General features: G+C 68.1%; 17 protein-coding genes. 7 read left to right on the top strand and 10 right to left on the bottom strand.

Annotated elements, in window-relative coordinates; translation table 11 throughout:
• Window positions 1–13: 13 nt before the first annotated feature.
• Entirely contained in the window at window positions 14–1,168 is a 1,155-nt protein-coding gene (gene dxr / locus HF886_RS12230; RefSeq protein WP_169652420.1) for a 1-deoxy-D-xylulose-5-phosphate reductoisomerase, read from the bottom strand.
• Between the two features lie 152 nt (window positions 1,169–1,320).
• Here dxr and HF886_RS12235 point away from each other — a divergent pair, with 152 nt between their 5' ends.
• Window positions 1,321–1,569, top strand: a complete 249-nt coding sequence (locus HF886_RS12235) for a DUF2631 domain-containing protein (RefSeq protein ID WP_296550871.1) — start codon at window positions 1,321–1,323, stop codon at window positions 1,567–1,569.
• 164 nt (window positions 1,570–1,733) lie between these two features.
• Here HF886_RS12235 and HF886_RS12240 read toward each other — a convergent pair whose 3' ends face one another.
• Window positions 1,734–2,474, bottom strand: a complete 741-nt coding sequence (locus HF886_RS12240) for an enoyl-CoA hydratase-related protein (RefSeq protein ID WP_169652421.1) — start codon at window positions 2,472–2,474, stop codon at window positions 1,734–1,736.
• On the opposite strand from HF886_RS12240, the gene HF886_RS12245 reads away from it, so the two are divergent.
• The 3 genes from HF886_RS12245 to HF886_RS12255 are packed head-to-tail and all read left to right on the top strand — an operon-like array spanning window position 2,421 to window position 5,698.
• Window positions 2,421–4,202 (top strand): ABC transporter permease, encoded by a 1,782-nt coding sequence (locus HF886_RS12245; protein ID WP_206038759.1) that lies wholly within the window; start codon window positions 2,421–2,423, stop codon window positions 4,200–4,202. The two genes, HF886_RS12240 and HF886_RS12245, sit on opposite strands and share 54 nt — an antisense overlap.
• On the top strand, window positions 4,192–4,965 hold the full coding sequence (locus tag HF886_RS12250; RefSeq protein ID WP_072698611.1) for an ABC transporter ATP-binding protein: 774 nt from the start codon (window positions 4,192–4,194) through the stop codon (window positions 4,963–4,965). The genes HF886_RS12245 and HF886_RS12250 overlap by 11 nt, the downstream gene beginning before the upstream one ends.
• Window positions 4,958–5,698 (top strand): ATP-binding cassette domain-containing protein, encoded by a 741-nt coding sequence (locus HF886_RS12255; RefSeq protein ID WP_169620554.1) that lies wholly within the window; start codon window positions 4,958–4,960, stop codon window positions 5,696–5,698. The genes HF886_RS12250 and HF886_RS12255 overlap by 8 nt, the downstream gene beginning before the upstream one ends.
• A 45-nt stretch (window positions 5,699–5,743) precedes the next feature.
• Here the strand turns inward: HF886_RS12255 and rlmN are convergent, their stop codons facing one another.
• A complete protein-coding gene (gene rlmN / locus HF886_RS12260) occupies window positions 5,744–6,853 on the bottom strand; it encodes a 23S rRNA (adenine(2503)-C(2))-methyltransferase RlmN (RefSeq protein WP_072698613.1) in 1,110 nt (369 codons plus the stop codon).
• Window positions 6,854–6,937: 84 nt separating this feature from the next.
• Between rlmN and HF886_RS12265 the strand changes: the two genes are divergently transcribed.
• Window positions 6,938–7,768, top strand: a complete 831-nt coding sequence (locus tag HF886_RS12265; protein ID WP_169652422.1) for a CoA ester lyase — start codon at window positions 6,938–6,940, stop codon at window positions 7,766–7,768.
• Window positions 7,769–7,788: 20 nt separating this feature from the next.
• Here the strand turns inward: HF886_RS12265 and HF886_RS12270 are convergent, their stop codons facing one another.
• From HF886_RS12270 to rpsB, 6 genes are all read right to left on the bottom strand, one after another.
• The gene (locus tag HF886_RS12270; protein WP_169652470.1) at window positions 7,789–8,487 is read right to left on the bottom strand and encodes a class I SAM-dependent methyltransferase; all 699 of its coding nucleotides are present in this window, start codon (window positions 8,485–8,487) and stop codon (window positions 7,789–7,791) included.
• 32 nt (window positions 8,488–8,519) lie between these two features.
• On the bottom strand, window positions 8,520–9,452 hold the full coding sequence (locus tag HF886_RS12275) for a phosphatidate cytidylyltransferase (RefSeq protein WP_169620552.1): 933 nt from the start codon (window positions 9,450–9,452) through the stop codon (window positions 8,520–8,522).
• 2 nt (window positions 9,453–9,454) lie between these two features.
• A complete protein-coding gene (frr, locus tag HF886_RS12280) occupies window positions 9,455–10,012 on the bottom strand; it encodes a ribosome recycling factor (protein WP_072698615.1) in 558 nt (185 codons plus the stop codon).
• A gap of 28 nt (window positions 10,013–10,040) precedes the next feature.
• The gene (gene pyrH, locus HF886_RS12285; protein ID WP_072698616.1) at window positions 10,041–10,775 is read right to left on the bottom strand and encodes a UMP kinase; all 735 of its coding nucleotides are present in this window, start codon (window positions 10,773–10,775) and stop codon (window positions 10,041–10,043) included.
• Window positions 10,776–10,985: 210 nt separating this feature from the next.
• Window positions 10,986–11,810 (bottom strand): translation elongation factor Ts, encoded by an 825-nt coding sequence (gene tsf, locus HF886_RS12290; RefSeq protein WP_072698617.1) that lies wholly within the window; start codon window positions 11,808–11,810, stop codon window positions 10,986–10,988.
• A gap of 132 nt (window positions 11,811–11,942) precedes the next feature.
• Window positions 11,943–12,812 (bottom strand): 30S ribosomal protein S2, encoded by an 870-nt coding sequence (rpsB, locus tag HF886_RS12295; RefSeq protein ID WP_169652423.1) that lies wholly within the window; start codon window positions 12,810–12,812, stop codon window positions 11,943–11,945.
• 303 nt (window positions 12,813–13,115) lie between these two features.
• Here rpsB and HF886_RS12300 point away from each other — a divergent pair, with 303 nt between their 5' ends.
• Window positions 13,116–13,649: a M23 family metallopeptidase gene (locus HF886_RS12300; protein WP_169652424.1), complete on the top strand. Its 534-nt coding sequence runs from the start codon at window positions 13,116–13,118 to the stop codon at window positions 13,647–13,649.
• An 80-nt stretch (window positions 13,650–13,729) separates the two neighbouring features.
• The gene (gene ligD, locus HF886_RS12305) at window positions 13,730–14,701 is read left to right on the top strand and encodes a non-homologous end-joining DNA ligase (RefSeq protein ID WP_169652425.1); all 972 of its coding nucleotides are present in this window, start codon (window positions 13,730–13,732) and stop codon (window positions 14,699–14,701) included.
• Window positions 14,702–14,745: 44 nt separating this feature from the next.
• On the opposite strand, the gene HF886_RS12310 is transcribed toward ligD, so the two are convergent.
• Window positions 14,746–16,155, bottom strand: a complete 1,410-nt coding sequence (locus HF886_RS12310; protein WP_240955076.1) for a MinD/ParA family protein — start codon at window positions 16,153–16,155, stop codon at window positions 14,746–14,748.
• Window positions 16,156–16,267: the final 112 nt, after the last annotated feature.

The following is a 16,267-nucleotide window of genomic DNA, read 5'->3' on the forward strand; positions in this document are numbered from 1 at the left end:
GTGGCCGATCCTCCTAGTCGACGAGTGTGCGCGCCCGGCTGCGGGCCCAGCCGTCGGCTGCGAGCACATCGTCCACGGTACTGGGTTGCGCCGACCACTCGTCGGCGTCGTCCAGCACGGCCTCGACGGTCTGCACGATCCGGGGGAACGAGAGCCGTCCCGCGAGGAACGCCTCGGCGGCGATCTCGTTCGCCGCGTTGTACACGGCGGTCAGGCAGCCACCGCGGCTTCCCGCGGCGCGTGCGAGTTCCACAGCAGGGAACACCGCGTTGTCGAGCGGCTCGAACTCCCATGTCGACGCCGTCGAGAAATCGAGCGCCGGAGCCGCCTCCGCGACACGGTGCGGCCAGCCGAGCGCGAGCGCGATCGGCAGAGTCATCGACGGCGGCGAGGCCTGGGCGAGCGTGGACCCGTCGGTGAAGGTCACCATGGAATGCACGATCGATTGCGGATGGACGGTGACGTCGATCCGGTCGTAGGCGATACCGAACAGCAGGTGCGCCTCGATGAGTTCGAGCCCCTTGTTCACGAGCGTCGCGGAATTGAGGGTGTTCATCGGGCCCATCGACCACGTCGGATGGGCGCCGGCCTGCTCGGGTGTGACCGACTCGAGACGATCTGCCGTCCAGCCCCGGAACGGCCCACCCGACGCGGTGAGCACCAGACGGGCCACCTCGTCGGCAGTGCCGCCGCGCAGGCACTGCGCCATCGCCGAATGCTCGGAATCGACCGGCACGATCTGGCCCGGAGCGGCCGCTGCCGTCACGAGCGCACCACCGGCGACGAGCGATTCCTTGTTCGCCAGCGCGAGGCGCGCCCCGGTCTCGAGAGCCGCGAGGGTCGGCGCGAGCCCGAGCGAGCCGACGAGCCCGTTGAGCACCACGTCGGCTTCCACCTCCCGCACGAGCGCGGTCACCGCGTCGGGGCCGCTGCGCACCGGACGGTCGAGGCGCGACGCAGCGGCGGGGTCGGCGACCGCGACCTCGGAGACACCGAACAGACGGATCTGCTCCGCCAGCAGGTCGATGTTGCCACCGCCCGCGGCGAGGCCGACCACCTCGAACTTGTCGGGGTTCGCGTCGATCACCTGGAGCGCTTGGGTCCCGATGGAGCCGGTGCTGCCCAGCAGCAGCACGCGTGTACGGGAGGAGTTCTCTGCTTCGGCCACGGATGCATTGTTCCCGACGGCGGTGTCCACGTCATGAACCGGTGGTCACGGGTCGTACCGGACTTGCCGTGAGAGCGCCCCCACTTCATACGACGGGCGGTCGTATGTCACGATTAGCGGCAACAGGACCAACTGGCAAGCAGGAGGAAACGGTGGCCGGTACCGAGCTGGAGTCCATTCATGACAGAACGGTGGCGGAGGTGCCCTCGGCGGAGTGGGGCTGGAGTGGTGAAGCACCGCGCGCGTTCCGTGCCGCAGGCTGGATTTTCGCCGCGTTCCTCCTCCTGATGATGATCGGCAACCACACCGGCCGCGTCGAGGACCTCTACCTCATCGGTTTCGCTGCGGTGATCGTGTTCATCCTCGTCCGCGACATCGTCAGTCGCCGTCGCATGCGGTAACACCACTGGTCGAACAGCAGGGCCCGCCCGGAGTGATCCGGGCGGGCCCTCGCCGTCGTGGCCCCCGCGTCTCCCGCCACTGCGCGGAATCAGCGGCCCCGCCACGGCACAGAATCAGTGGCCCCGCCACCGCACTGAATCAGCGGCCCCGCCACTGCACTGAATCAGTGGCCCCGCCACTGGGGCGCACGTTTGGCCGCGAACGCCCTCGGCCCTTCCTGCGCGTCCTCGCTGTTGTAGCAAAGCTCGGACGCGTGCCGGGCGGCGACCAGCGCAGCCGAGCGTCCCATCTCCGTCGAGAGCATCACGGTCTCCCGCGCCGCACGAACCGACAGGGGTGCGCCGGCGAGGATCTCACCCGCCAGGCCGAGTGCCGTCGCGAGGAGGTCTCCGGGCTCGGCGAGCCTGTTGACCAATCCGATCTCGTACGCCCGCTGCGCGGTGATCCGGTTTCCGGTCAGGAGGATCTCCATCATGATCCGCTGCGGGATCATGTGGATCAGTGGAGAAGCCCACGGTGAGCTCCTGCCCACCTTCACTTCCGTCACCGCGAACGTCGCACCGGTACTCGCCACACACAGGTCGCACGACTGCGCGATCAGCCAGCCCCCGGCGAACGCGGCCCCGTTGACGGCCGCGATCGTGGGTTTCGACAGTTCGACCGTGTCGTACGGGACCGGAATCAGCGTGCGGGGGGGAACCGTCATCCCCGTCTCGACCATCTCCTTGAGGTCGCCACCCGCACAGAACGCCTTGTCCCCCGCCGCGGTGAGGACGGCGACTTGCAGGCCGGGATCGTTCTGGTTCTGCCGATCGGAAGCCTGGAGTTCGACGAGAAACCGTCCACCCCGGTGGCGCTGGCCATCGGGCTGCTCATGGCACTGCTCCTCGGCCTTCTCACGCACTACCTGGTGTTCCGGCCCGTCCGGCGCGCACCGGCACTCGCGCAGGTGGTCGTCTCGGTCGCACTGATGCTCACCATCCAGGCGCTGGTGGTGCTTCGGTTCGGCCCGAACAACATTCCGATCGAGGCGATCGTCCCGGACGGCTCCCTCGACGTCTTCGGCACCACCGTCTCGTCCGCCGAGTTGGTGATGGCGGGGATCATGGTGGCGCTCTCCGCACTGATCTGGGCATACTTCCGCTTCACGCGGGCCGGTGCGGCCACCCGAGCGGCCGCCGAGAACGAGCGGGGCGCGACGCTCATGGGATTCTCGGCGGACCGCCTCGCCGCACTCGCGATGGTGATGGCGTCGTTCGTCAGCACGATGGGTGTCGTCCTGGGCGCGAGCTTGACCGGGTTGAATCCTCTCAACTATTCGCTGCTCGTCGTGCCCGCTCTCGCGGTGCTCCTCGTCGCCCGGATGGAGTCCGTCGCGACGATCGTGATCGCCTCGCTCGCCCTCGGAGCATTCCAATCGGTGCTCAACCTGCTCACCGGTGAGAACTGGTGGCCGGTGTGGGCGCAATCCGGCGTCGACCAGGTTGTGCCGTTCCTCGTGATCATCGTGATCCTCTTCGCGTTCGGCGGTCGCATACCGTCCCGCGGTTCGCTCCAGACTGTCAAACTGCCCGATGTGCGGATTCCGCGCTTCCGGCCGATCCCCGCCGCCGTCGTGGTCGTCGCGACCGGGGTACTGCTGGCGGTCACCTCCGGCACGTACCGTTTCGGGTTGACCTATTCGATCATCCTGATGCTCCTGGCCCTGTCGTACGTGGTGATCACCGGTTACCTCGGCCAGATCTCGTTGGCGCAGGCGGCATTCGCCGGAGCGGCAGGATTCATGCTGTCGAAGGTGACCACCGGCTGGGGTCTACCGTTCCCGGTAGCACTGGTGTTCTGCTCGCTCGTCGCGGCGGGGCTGGGAATGCTGGTAGCGCTGCCCGCCTTCAGAATCCGGGGCGCGCAACTCGCGATCGTCACCATCGCGGCCGCCCTGGCCATCGAGCGGTTCGTCTTCAACAACTACAGCCTGACCCCTCCGTCGGGAAATCCCATCGCCAACCCCACGCTGTTCGGACTGAATCTCGGTGTGCGCGAGGGCAGCGACATCGCGCGTCTGTCGTTCTCCCTCACCGTCCTGGTCGTCGCAGTCCTGGTCGTCTGGGGATTCATCCGGCTCGCGTCCGGCGACACGGGCCGGACGTTTCTGGCAGTACGCGCCAATGAGCGCGCCGCCGCCGCGAGCGGCATCAACGTGCGGCTGACCAAGCTCGTCGGGTTCGGTCTCTCCGCCTTCATCGCCGGTGTCGCCGGGTGCCTCATCGGGTACAGCGCAGGCCAGCTCTCGGCGGAGTCCTTCACGGTCTTCGTGGGATTGCAGGTGCTTGCGGTCGCGTACCTGGGCGGCATCACCTCGGTCGGCGGCGCGATGATCGCCGGCGTGATCGGGCCACTGGGGATCGTCTACGTGTTGCTGCACAACGTGTTCGATTTCGGTGACTACTACGCCCTGATCTCCGGACTGGCGCTGATCGCCACCGCGATCGTCAATCCCGTCGGGGTGGCGGGAGAAGCATCCCGGATCGCCGATCTGGTCCGCTCCCGCCGATCGCGACCACCGGCCCCACCCGGGATCGACTCCGCCCCGAACGCCGACGACAGAAAGGTTGCGGTGAGTGATGCCGGATGAGAAACCGGCGCGGCTGTCCGCGCGTAACGTGACCGTGGCCTACGGAGGCGTCGTCGCCAACGACGACGTGTCGCTGACGGTCGGCTCCGGGGAGATCGTCGGACTGATCGGACCGAACGGTGCCGGCAAGACCACGTTCGTCGACGCAGTCACGGGCTTCACCGAGTACTCCGGCGAGATCACACTCGGCGACACACGGCTCGACGGACGTGCTCCGCATCTGCGCCGACGCGCCGGACTGTCCCGCACATGGCAATCCGGTGAGCTTTTCGGCAACCTCACCGTCGCGCAGAATGTCGTTGCCGCCCTGCGTCCCGGCGGACCGGCGACGCTGTGGCGCGATCTGTTCGGCCGACGGAAGACCGGCACGGACGAACTCGTGGCCTCGACGCTGCATGCGGTAGGCCTCGGCGATCTCGGGGAGACCACGGCGCGCGATCTCACCCTCGGACAACAGAAACTCGTCGGCGTCGCACGTGCACTCGTCGGGAACTGCCGCCTGCTGCTGCTCGACGAGCCCGCCGCGGGCCTCGACAGCCAGGAGAGCCTCGACTTCGCCGAGCGTATCCGTGCCGTGGCGCGCGGCGGTCCGGGAGTGCTGCTCATCGACCACGACATGTCGCTCATTCTCGGTGTGTGCGACCGCATCTACGTCATGGAGTTCGGGAAGGTGATCTTCTCGGGCACACCGGAAGAGGCGAGAAAGGATCCTGCTGTGATCGCTGCGTACCTCGGCACACCGATGGAGACCACTCATGGCTGACGTGGTGCTCACCGCCGAATCCATGACGTCCGGTTACAACGGCGTCGCCGCGGTCTCCGACGTGAACCTGACCGTCTCCGCCGGTGAGGTCGTCTCGATCCTCGGATCCAACGGCGCGGGCAAAACGACGACTCTGTTGACACTCGCGGGACTGCTTCCGGTGATGGGCGGTGCGGTCACCGCCCTCGGTGCCCCGGTCGACCACCGCAGGCCCTACCGGATGGCGCGGCGCGGTATCCGACTCGTTCCCGACGACCGCGGACTCTTCTCCACCATGACGGTGCGCGACCACTTCCGGCTGGCCCGCAGTACAGCCGACCGTGCCCGGGAAGAATTCGTTCTCGACAGGTTTCCGGCTCTGGCCCGATTGCAATCGCGCACAGTCGGTCTCCTGTCCGGCGGTGAACAGCAGATGCTCGCGATCGCGGTGGCGCTACTCGCGGAACCGCGGATCCTCATGGTCGACGAGATGAGCCTCGGGCTGGCACCGCTCGTCGTGGAACAGATGCTGCCCGCCATCCGGGACCTGGCTCGCGACGAGAACATCGCCGTCGTGCTGGTCGAGCAGCACGTCGAACTCGCTCTCGCCGTGTCGGACCGCGCGATCGTGCTCGGGCACGGCCGCGTCGTCCTCGAGGGCAGCGCGGCGGAACTGCTGGCCGACCGGGATCGTCTCGAGGCAGCGTACTTCGGCGCCGGGGACAGCGAGGCGAAGCAGGATCGCGCTGTCTGAGCCGGCTCAGTCCGAGGTGGTCCGGGTCGCCACGTCGCCCCGTTCTCAGCCTTCGGCGGCGAGCTGGCCACACGCCGCGGCAATTTCCTGGCCGCGGGTGTCACGCACCGTGCAGGAGACGCCCTGGGCCTGTACGCGCCGCACGAACTCGCGTTCGACGTGCTTGGGGCTTGCGTCCCACTCGCTACCCGGCGTCGGGTTGAGCGGAATCAGATTGACGTGCACCAGCGCGCCGAGTGCCTTGTGCAGCTTCTTGCCCAGCAGGTCGGCACGCCACGGCTGATCGTTCACATCGCGGATCAACGCGTACTCGATGGAAACCCGGCGCCCGGTCTTGTCGGCGTAGTAGCGCGCGGCGTCGAGCACCTCCTTCACCGACCAGCGGTTGTTCACGGGTACGAGGGTGTCGCGCAGTTCGTCGTCGGGGGTGTGCAGCGACACGGCGAGTGTCACGCTCAGCCCCTCGTCGGCGAGCTTGCGGATCGCGGGCGCCAAGCCGACCGTCGAGACAGTGACCGAACGCTGGGACAAACCGAGACCGTCGGGTGCCGGCGAGGTGATACGACGGACCGCAGCGACGACCCGCTTGTAGTTCGCGAGCGGTTCGCCCATGCCCATGAACACGACGTTGGACAGTCGCCCCGGCCCGCCGGCTACGTCACCGTCGCGAAGCGCGGCCGCGGCCGCACGCACCTGGTCGACGATCTCCGCGGTCGTCAGATTGCGGTCGAGACCGCCCTGGCCGGTCGCGCAGAAGGGGCACGCCATCCCGCATCCGGCCTGGCTCGAGATGCAGAGTGTCGCGCGGTCGGGGTAGCGCATCAGCACACTTTCGAGGAGTGTGCCGTCGTGGGCGCGCCACAGCGTCTTGCGGGTCTCGCCCTTGTCGCAGGCGATGTGCTTGACCGCGGTGAGCAGAGGGGGGAACAGGGCCGTGCCCACCGTGTCCCGCACCGTGGCGGGCAGGTCGGTCATCTTGGCCGGGTCCGCCTCGAGACGCCCGTAGTACTGGCGAGCGAGTTGGTCGGCGCGAAACGCCGGCAGACCCAGCTCCCGCACCGCCTCACGTCGCTGCTCGGAATCGAGGTCGGCGAGGTGTCGCGGCGGCATGCCGCGCTTGGGTGCGTCGAATACCAGGGGCAGAGAAGAAGCCATAATGATCCATTCTCCCATGAACCGGAGCGGGCCGGACTCGCCGTTGCTGTGATGCTCGCCTATCGGCAGGGGGACGATGGCTCTATGGCCACCAGCATCGCTCCGGAACTCGCCCGATCGTGGCTACTGGTGCCCGGCACCGCACCGGAAAAATTCGACGCCGCGGCCGCGTCGCCCGCCGACGCGATCGTTCTGGACCTCGAAGATGCGGTTCCGGCCGCGAGCAAGGCCGACGCCCGCGCCGCCGTGGCGCACTGGATCAGCGAGGGCAGTTCTGCGTGGGTGCGCATCAACGACACCAGCACCCCGCACTGGGCCGACGACCTCGCGGCTCTGAGCGCGATCCCGCATCTCGCCGGAGTCATGCTCGCGAAGACCGAAAGCGGCCAGCAGGTCGATGCCACCGCCGACGCGATGCCCGACGGCACCCGGATCCTGGTGCTCATCGAATCGGCGACCGGTCTCGAGGCCGCGCCCGAGATCGCCCGGGCCGACGGCACGTTCCGCCTCGTCTTCGGCAGCGGTGACTTCCGGCGCGACACCGGTATGAGCGATTCGCCGCTGGCCCTGGCCTACCCGCGGTCGCGTCTGGTGATCACCAGTCGCGCCGCGCGCCTGCCCGGGCCCGTCGACGGTCCGTCGCTGAGCGCCGACCCGGCGGCGCTGCGGCAGGATGCCGAGCACACACGCTCGATGGGCATGACCGGAAAGCTTTGTATGACGCCGGAGCGGACGCCGTATGTCAACGCGGCGTTGAGTCCCAGCGCCGAGGACATCGCATGGGCACGCCGGGTGATCGACGAACTGGGCGAGGACGGCCACGGTGTGCACGACGGCAGCGACCTGCCCACACTGGCGAAAGCGAAGAAGATCACCGAACTCGCGAGGGCATTCCACGTCGGCGTGTCGCGCTGACGGGCACGACGCGGTCCGGCTCAGCGTATTTCGACGCCTACCGGTTTGCGGCGGACGTGGAGGCGATAGCGCACGGTCAGTGTCGTGCCGGGTGTTTCCCTGATCGCCCGGGATGCCACCTCCGGGCCGAATTCGATACCCAGCACGCGTTCGAGGGCCGCACGGTCCGGAAACGCCCATTCCGTGTCGACGCGTCGCAGGTCGAATCCCTGGGCGCGGAAGAACGCTTCGACGGCCGGAGGGTCGTAGTGCGGGAGGTCGGCGCGCATCCACTCTCCGTACGGATGGGCGGTCGCGTCGAGATCGACGACGGCGAGCGCTCCCCCGGGCCGCAGCACCCGCATGGCCTCGAGGATGCCGGCCCCGCATCCGGGGCCGAAGAAGTACGCGGTGCGGGCGTGAACGAGGTCGGTGGAGGCGTCCGGCAACGGCAGAGACGCGGCGGATCCTCGCAGAACCCGGACGGTCGAAAGATCCTCGACCCGGCGCCGTGCCGCCGCCACGAGCGGCGGGTGGGGTTCCACACCGGTCACCGTGCGCGCCGCACGGGCGAACATCGGCAGATGGTAGCCGCTGCCGCATCCCACGTCGACGACGTCACGGCCGGTCCAGTCGACCGACTCCCGCAGCGCCGCATAAACGGCGCCGCGGGTGTCCTGGGCCCGGTTCTCCTCTTCGTAGACCGCGGGCCAGTGCCAGATGTTGGGGCTCGCTATCACGCCCCGGTCGCGGCCGCTGTTGCCGACAGCCACTAGATGAACGCGGTGAGGATCAGCCAGGTGACGAATGCGGACGGCAGGATCGAATCCAGCCGATCCATGATGCCGCCGTGGCCCGGCAGGAGTGTGCCCATGTCCTTGATGCCGAGTTCCCGCTTGACCTGGGATTCGATCAGGTCACCGGCCGTGGCCGTGAAGACCAGGACCACGCCGAGGACGGCACCGACCCACCACGGGCCGTCGAGCAGGAAGGTGACGGTGAGGATTCCCACGGCCACACAGGCGACCAGCGAACCTCCGAATCCTTCCCAGGACTTCTTCGGGCTGATCGCCGGGGCCATCGTGTGCTTACCGAACAGTACGCCCGCCGCGTAACCACCGATATCGGACGCCACGCACACCAGCATCAGGCAGAAGACGCGGGCGGCACCCTGATCTTCGAGGACCATCAATGTCGCGAACGAGGCGAGCAACGGCAACCACGCCGCGGTGAACACCGCTACCGCGGTGTCCCGGAGATAGTTGTGCGGCTGCGCCGCCAAGCCGCGGTCGAACAGTCGCCACAACATGGTGACCACCACGGTGCCCGCGAAGGCACCGAGTACGCCGGTGGTGCCGTACGGCCACCCCAGCCAGATGATCGCCTGCCCACCGAGCAGGAGAGGCACGCGGGGAACCGACACGTCGGCTTCGCGGAGGCGCTTGGTGACCTCCCACGTTGCTATGGCGATCGCCGCCGCGACCACCCCAAGCCAGGCAGTCGGGGCGAACAGCAGAATTACGATGACAAGACCGCCGAGCCCGGACCCCACCGCGATCGCGGCAGGGAGGTCTCGACCGGCACGGGAGGCCGGCTTCGCGGGTGCGGTACCGGATGTCGAGTCCGAGACTGCGGGGGTGGTACCGGAGTCGCCTTCGGCACCGAGTGGAAGCTGCGGGGTTGAAGACCCGTCGGCTCTGCCCACCGTCAGACCTCCATCAACTCGGCTTCCTTGTGCTTGATCAGTTCGTCGATCTGCGCCACGTACTTGGCCGTGGTCTTGTCGAGTTCCTTCTCCGCGCGGTTGACTTCGTCCTCGCCGGCTTCGCCGTCCTTCTGGATGCGGCCGAGTTCTTCCATCGCCTTGCGCCGGACGTTGCGCACGGCAACCTTCGCGTCCTCGCCTTTCGACTTGGACTGCTTGACGAGTTCGCGGCGACGTTCCTCGGTGAGCTGCGGCACCGAGATACGGATGATGTGCCCGTCGTTGCTCGGGTTCACGCCGAGATCGGAGTTGCGGATCGCAGTTTCGATCGCGCCGAGCTGCGACTGCTCGTACGGCTTGACGATGACCATGCGTGCCTCGGGCACACTGATACTGGCAATCTGCGTGACGGGCGTCGGCGAGCCGTAGTAGTCCACCACGATGCGGTTGAACATGCCGGGATTCGCGCGTCCGGTGCGGATGCCCCCGAGCTCGTCCTTGGCCACCGTGACGGCCTTGTCCATCTTCTCCTCGGCTTCGAAGAGGGCTTCATCGATCACGGCAGTTCCTCCATGTTCCGTTGTCCGTTCATGACCGTACGAGCGTTCCGATCTTCTCACCGTTGACGGCCCGGGCGATATTGCCCTTGGTCAGCAGGTTGAAGACCATGATCGGCATGGAGTTGTCCATGCACAGGCTGAAAGCGGTCGCGTCCGCGACCTTGAGGTCCTTCTCGATGACCTCGCGGTGGGTGATCTCCTCGAACATCACCGCATCGGGAACCACCCGCGGGTCGGCCGAATAGACGCCGTCGACGGCTTTCGCCATCAGCACGACATCGGCCCCGATCTCGAGCGCGCGCTGCGCGGCGGTGGTGTCGGTCGAGAAGTACGGCATGCCCATGCCCGCACCGAAGATGACGACGCGGCCCTTCTCGAGGTGCCGGCGGGCGCGAAGCGGGAGATACGGCTCGGCGACCTGCCCCATCGTGATGGCGGTCTGCACGCGGGTGTCGATACCCTGCTTCTCCAGGAAATCCTGCAGCGCAAGGGAATTCATGACCGTGCCGAGCATGCCCATGTAGTCGGAGCGAGCGCGTTCGAGCCCGCGCTGTTGCAGTTCCGCGCCGCGGAAGAAGTTTCCGCCGCCGATCACCACGGCAACTTCCACACCGCTGCGCACGACCTCGGCGATCTGCTCTGCCACCGTGGTCACGACGTCGGGATCCAGCCCCACCTTGCCGGTGCCGCCGCCGAACATCTCGCCGCCGAGCTTGAGGAGCACCCGGCGGAAACCGGGCCGTTCGTGGGCGTGTTCGGACATGACTCTCCTCTGGTTGCGCATGAATCGGCCCTTTCATCCTGCCTCATCGACCCGGTGGAACCGAGACCGGGCGCGAGACGACACGTTGTGTCATGACCGTTCGCACGGCGGCGGACCGCCCGTGCGGCGGCCGTGCGCGTGCCGGTGGGCGTGCCCTGACACACCTCGACCCCGCCGGCAGAGAGCCGGCGGGGTCGAGAAGCAGACATTCTAGCTGGCGCCGACCTCGAACCGCACGAAGCGGACGACGGTGGCACCGGCCTCGTCGAGGATCGCCTTGACGGTCTTCTTCGAGTCCGTGACGGAGGCCTGCTCGGTGAGCACGACATCCTTGAAGTAGCCGTTGACGCGGCCTTCGACGATCTTCGGGAGTGCAGCCTCGGGCTTGCCCTCGGCCTTTGCGGTCTCCTCGGCGATACGACGCTCGTTGGCGACGATGTCCTCGGGGACCTCGTCACGGGTGACGTACTTGGCCTTGAGCGCAGCGATCTGCATCGCGGCGGCACGCGCGGCCTCGGCGGCAGCGTCGCCTTCACCGGTGTACTCGACGAGCACGCCGACCGACGGCGGCAGGTCCGAAGCACGCTTGTGCAGGTAGACGGACGTCTGGCCGTCGAACGACGCGACGCGGCGAAGCTCGAGCTTCTCGCCGATCTTCGCGGACATCTCCTGGACCAGCGCGTCGACCGTCTTGCCGTCGATCTCGACGGCCTTGAGGGCGTCGACATCGGCGGGACGCGCCTGCGCGGCCGCGGTGACGATCGTGTCGGCGAGAGCCTTGAACTCGTCGTTCTTGGCGACGAAGTCGGTCTCGGAGTTCAGCTCGACGAGCACGCCGTCCTTGGACACGACCAGGCCTTCGGCGGTGGAGCGCTCGGCGCGCTTGCCCACGTCCTTGGCACCCTTGATGCGCAGCTGCTCGACGGCCTTGTCGAAGTCGCCGTCGTTGTCGGCGAGAGCGTTCTTGCAGTCCAGCATTCCGGAGCCGGTGAGCTCACGGAGACGCTTGACGTCGGCGGCGGTGTAGTTCGCCATGGAAGCGAGCCTCCTGTGTCTGTGATGGAAAGTCTCGGAGTGCGGGCGGCGCAGCGAATGTCCGGGCCGCTCGCGAACAGACGGCCCCGACCATGGATCTTGCGATCTACCGGTCGGGGCCGTCCATCGGGATCAGGCCTCGGGCGTTGCGTCCGCGGCAGATGCCTCGGCAGCGGGAGCTTCCGCGGCGGGAGCCTCTGCAGCAGGGGCCTCGGCCTCGGCGGCCGGGGTGGCCTGCGAGAGCAGTTCCTGCTCCCACTCGGCGAGCGGCTCGGCGCCGGCCTCGGGCTTGGCGTCGGCGTCGGTGCTCTTGCCGGCGCGGGCCTGGAGGCCCTCGGCGACGGCGGAAGCGACAACCTTGGTCAGAAGCGCAGCCGAACGAATCGCGTCGTCGTTACCCGGGATCGGGTAGTCGACGAGGTCGGGATCGCAGTTCGTGTCCAGGATCGCGATGACCGGGATGTTGAGCTTGCGAGCCTCACCGACGGCGATGTGCTCCTTGTTGGTGTCGACGATCCACACGGCCGACGGAACCTTGGCCATATCGCGGATACCACCGAGGGTGCGATCCAGCTTGTTCATCTCACGCGTGAGCATGAGGATTTCCTTCTTGGTGCGACCCTCGAAGCCACCGGTCTGCTCCATGGCCTCCAGCTCCTTCAGGCGCTGCAGGCGCTTGTGGACGGTGGAGAAGTTGGTGAGCATGCCGCCGAGCCAGCGCTGGTTCACGTACGGCATTCCGACGCGAGTGGCCTCTTCGGCGATGGATTCCTGCGCCTGCTTCTTGGTGCCGACGAACAGGATCGTGCCACCGTGGGCGACGGTCTCCTTGACGAATTCGTACGCCTTGTCGATGTACGTCAGCGTCTGCTGCAAGTCGATGATGTAGATGCCGTTGCGGTCGGTGAAGATGAACCGCTTCATCTTCGGGTTCCAGCGTCGAGTCTGGTGACCGAAGTGGGCGCCGCTGTCGAGCAGCTGCCTCATGGTTACGACAGCCATGGCTGTTGTCTCTCTTTCGTGTCGGTTGATGCGGGCGATCTTGCGATCCCCGCCCTGGCGTCCACATGCCCGTCGAACCCTTGCGGGACCGATCGACGGCCATCGGGTGTACACCGTACGAACGGGTGACACCGTGCGCGGACGCGCGAAGTCGATCTGCGAACACAGACCGCCCGACAAGTGTACGTGCCCAGGTGCCGGATCGCTAAACCGGCACGTCGCCCCTGTGGAGCACTCCCGCTTTGTCCACAGACCCCGGATCGGGTCTGTCGCTCGGGCGGCTGCGGACGGCACCCTTCCTGCATGAGTATCGCGGCCGTCCGCCGGATCGTGTCCCGCAGCGCCTGCCTCGCGGTGCTGGTGTTCACCGTGGGGACCGTCCCGGCCCTGGGCGGCCCCCTCCGGACCGACGGGCCGCCCGCCGGTCCGCTGTTCGGATGGCCGCTCGAACCCCGGCCCGCCGTCACTCGCGCCTTCGACCCGCCCGACCGGAATTGGCTGCCCGGTCACCGCGGCGTCGACCTGGCCGCGTCGCCCGGACAGCACGTCCGGTCTGCGGGTGACGGTGTGGTGGTGTTCGCAGGCACCGTCGCGGGGAAGCCGGTCGTGTCCGTCGACCATCCCGGTGGGCTGCGCACGACGTACGAACCCGTCGTCGCCGCGGTCGTGTCCGGGCGGCGCATCGGGCGCGGCGATCCGATCGGCACGGTCGAGAGCGGTCACGAGGGGTGCCCGGTCGCGGCGTGCCTGCATTGGGGACTGCGCCGGGACCGGGACGAGTATCTCGACCCCTTCCCCCTCGTGGAGCGGCCGGTGATCCGTCTCCATCCCGTGTGACCGGCGTCGAGGACGAGTAGCCGGGGACCACGCTGCCGATTCGCCGATCACCGCCAGGGTGGATGCCGCAGACTCGGTCTATGCCTTCCGCGTCGACGGAGCCGTCCCCGATGCTGGCGACCCTCGGCGTGCTGCCGGCCGGGGACGGCTGGGCATTCGAGATGAAATGGGACGGTGTCAGGGCGATCGCGCGAGCCGGAGCCGACGACTGCCGATTCTCGAGCCGCAACGGCAACGACATCACCGTCTCCTATCCTGAACTGCCCGGCCCGGTGTCGCTCGCCCTGGGCGGCCGCGACGCGGTACTCGACGGCGAGATCGTCGCGCTCGATGCGAAGGGAAGACCGTCGTTCCACCGGCTCCAGCGCCGGATGCACGTGCAGCGGCCTACGCCCGCGTTGCGACGCGAGATCCCGGTGGTGCTGTACCTGTTCGATGTTCTCGCCGTCGACGGCCGGTCGACCACCGCGTTGCCGTATGCCGAGCGCCGGGCCGTGCTCGACGACCTGGTGCGACCGAGTGCGCAGGTAAAGATCCCCCCGTACTGGACCGATGTCGACGGCGCGCAGATGCTCGACCTTGCCCGCCTGCACGGACTCGAAGGCGTAGTGGCCAAACGGCTCGACTCGACGTATCTGCCCGGGGCCCGGGCGCCGACCTGGATCAAGTCACCACTGCGGAACAACACCGAGGCCGTGGTGGTCGGCTGGCTGCCCGGGTCGGGGTCGGCCGCCGGAGGCATCGGTTCCCTGATTCTCGGCGCGCACGACGACGAAGGGCATCTGGTGTACATCGGGAAGGTCGGCACGGGTTTCACCGCCGCGACCCGGCGGACGCTGCGCGCACAACTCGATTCACTCGAGCGGACGACGAGCCCGCTGGCAGTCCCGGCACCGGCTCGCGACACCCGCGATGCGCACTGGGTCGAGCCTGTCCTCGTCGGCGACGTGGAGTTCCGCGAATACGCGGGCGGAAGCCTGCGCCATCCGAGCTGGAAAGGACTACGGACCGACAAGTCACCGGCCGAGGTCGAGCTACCGGGCAAGCACTGAGGAGCGCGCCGCGACCCTCGGCCGGACCGGAGACACCCGCATCGTCAGCCGCGGCCGGCATGCCGGCCGGACAACGGCGGAAAGTCGTCCGCCACGATCGCGGCGAGTTCGACGAAGGCACGCCGGGTCGCAGGCCGCAACCGCTCGAGGTCGATCTCGGCTCCCTCCGCCAGATGCTCGTCGAACGGGACGACATGCAGTGCGCGGCACCGCGCGAGGAAATGCGCGGTCAGCGCATCCATGTCGATCGTCGACGTGCCCGGACGCGGCGCGCTGATCACCACGACCGTGCGGTCGACCAGATCGTCGTACCCGTGGGCCTGCAACCAGTCGAGGGTCGCGGCAGCGCTCCGCGCACCGTCGAGCGCGGGCGAGCCCACCAGCACGAGGGCATTCGCCAGATCGAGTACTCCCCGCATCGCGGAGTGCATGATCCCGGTACCGCAATCGGTGAGGATGATGTTGTAGAAGACCTGGAGGATGTCGACGACAGCGCGGTAGTCGTCCTCGCTGAACGCCTCCGACACCGCCGGGTCGCGTTCGCTCGCCAGCACCTCGAGCCGGCTCGGTGCCTGGGAGGTGTGCGCCCGGACATCGGAATAGCGCCGGATCGTGGGCGCTGCCGCGAGCAGGTCCCGGACCGTGGCGTCGGTCTGCTGCGGGATGCGCTGCGCGAGCGTGCCGAAATCAGGATTCGCGTCGACAGCCACGACACAGTCGCCGCGTAACGAGGCGAACGTGGAGCCGAGCCCGATCGTCGTGGTCGTCTTGCCCACCCCACCTTTGAGGGACAGCACCGCGATGCGGTAATCCCCCGAGATCGGTTGCCGGATCCGTTCCACCAGATGCTCGTGGCGAGCGCTCCCCGTGGAGTCGCCGGGCTCGAGGAGTCCCTTCGCGAACCGGTGCACACCGCGGCGCCACCCGGCCGGCGAAGAACGCCGGGATCGTCGGACCAGCACGTCCGACGCGAGATCGACAGTGGACGGCTGGTGCTCGAACGCGTGAGGGAGCAACGCCGACGGATCGTGTTCACCGGCCTGGTGCGGCGCCCAGGGTTCCTCGGCCTCGACCACCGGATCGGGACAGTCCTCCCCGGAGGCGTTCACCGGGGATGGTTCGGAAGCCGTGACGGACGGCTCGGTCTCTTCGGAGCGCGGCATGTCTTCGGATCGCGGCGCTCCGGGCTCCGGGGTCGGTGTCTCTCCCGCGTCGTCCGCCGCACCGGCCGGGGGCAGGAGTGGCGTTCCGAACGGGACCGACGCGACGGGGCGCTCGGCCGCCTGCACAGCGGCGGCAGCTGTCTCGAGCGAATCGCTTTTCGGTTCGGAGCCTGCCCCCTCCGGCCGGACCACCCGACGAAAAGCCTTCCGTGCCGGTGGTGACTCACTTGCGGCAGGTGGCTGGTCCCGCAGCCACGCGGGCAGAGCATGGCCCGGTTCGTCGCGTCTCATCTGATCCCCCCGAATTCGATGGTGCGGCGCGCACGCTATCAATCCGGGCGGGACTGTGCACGTCCGCACCCCCGAACCCGTGCGCGCAGGACAGTTCGCGCGGGCGCGAGGG

The sequence above is a fragment of the Rhodococcus sp. 105337 genome, from assembly GCF_012844225.1.
Lineage (GTDB): Bacteria > Actinomycetota > Actinomycetes > Mycobacteriales > Mycobacteriaceae > Rhodococcus.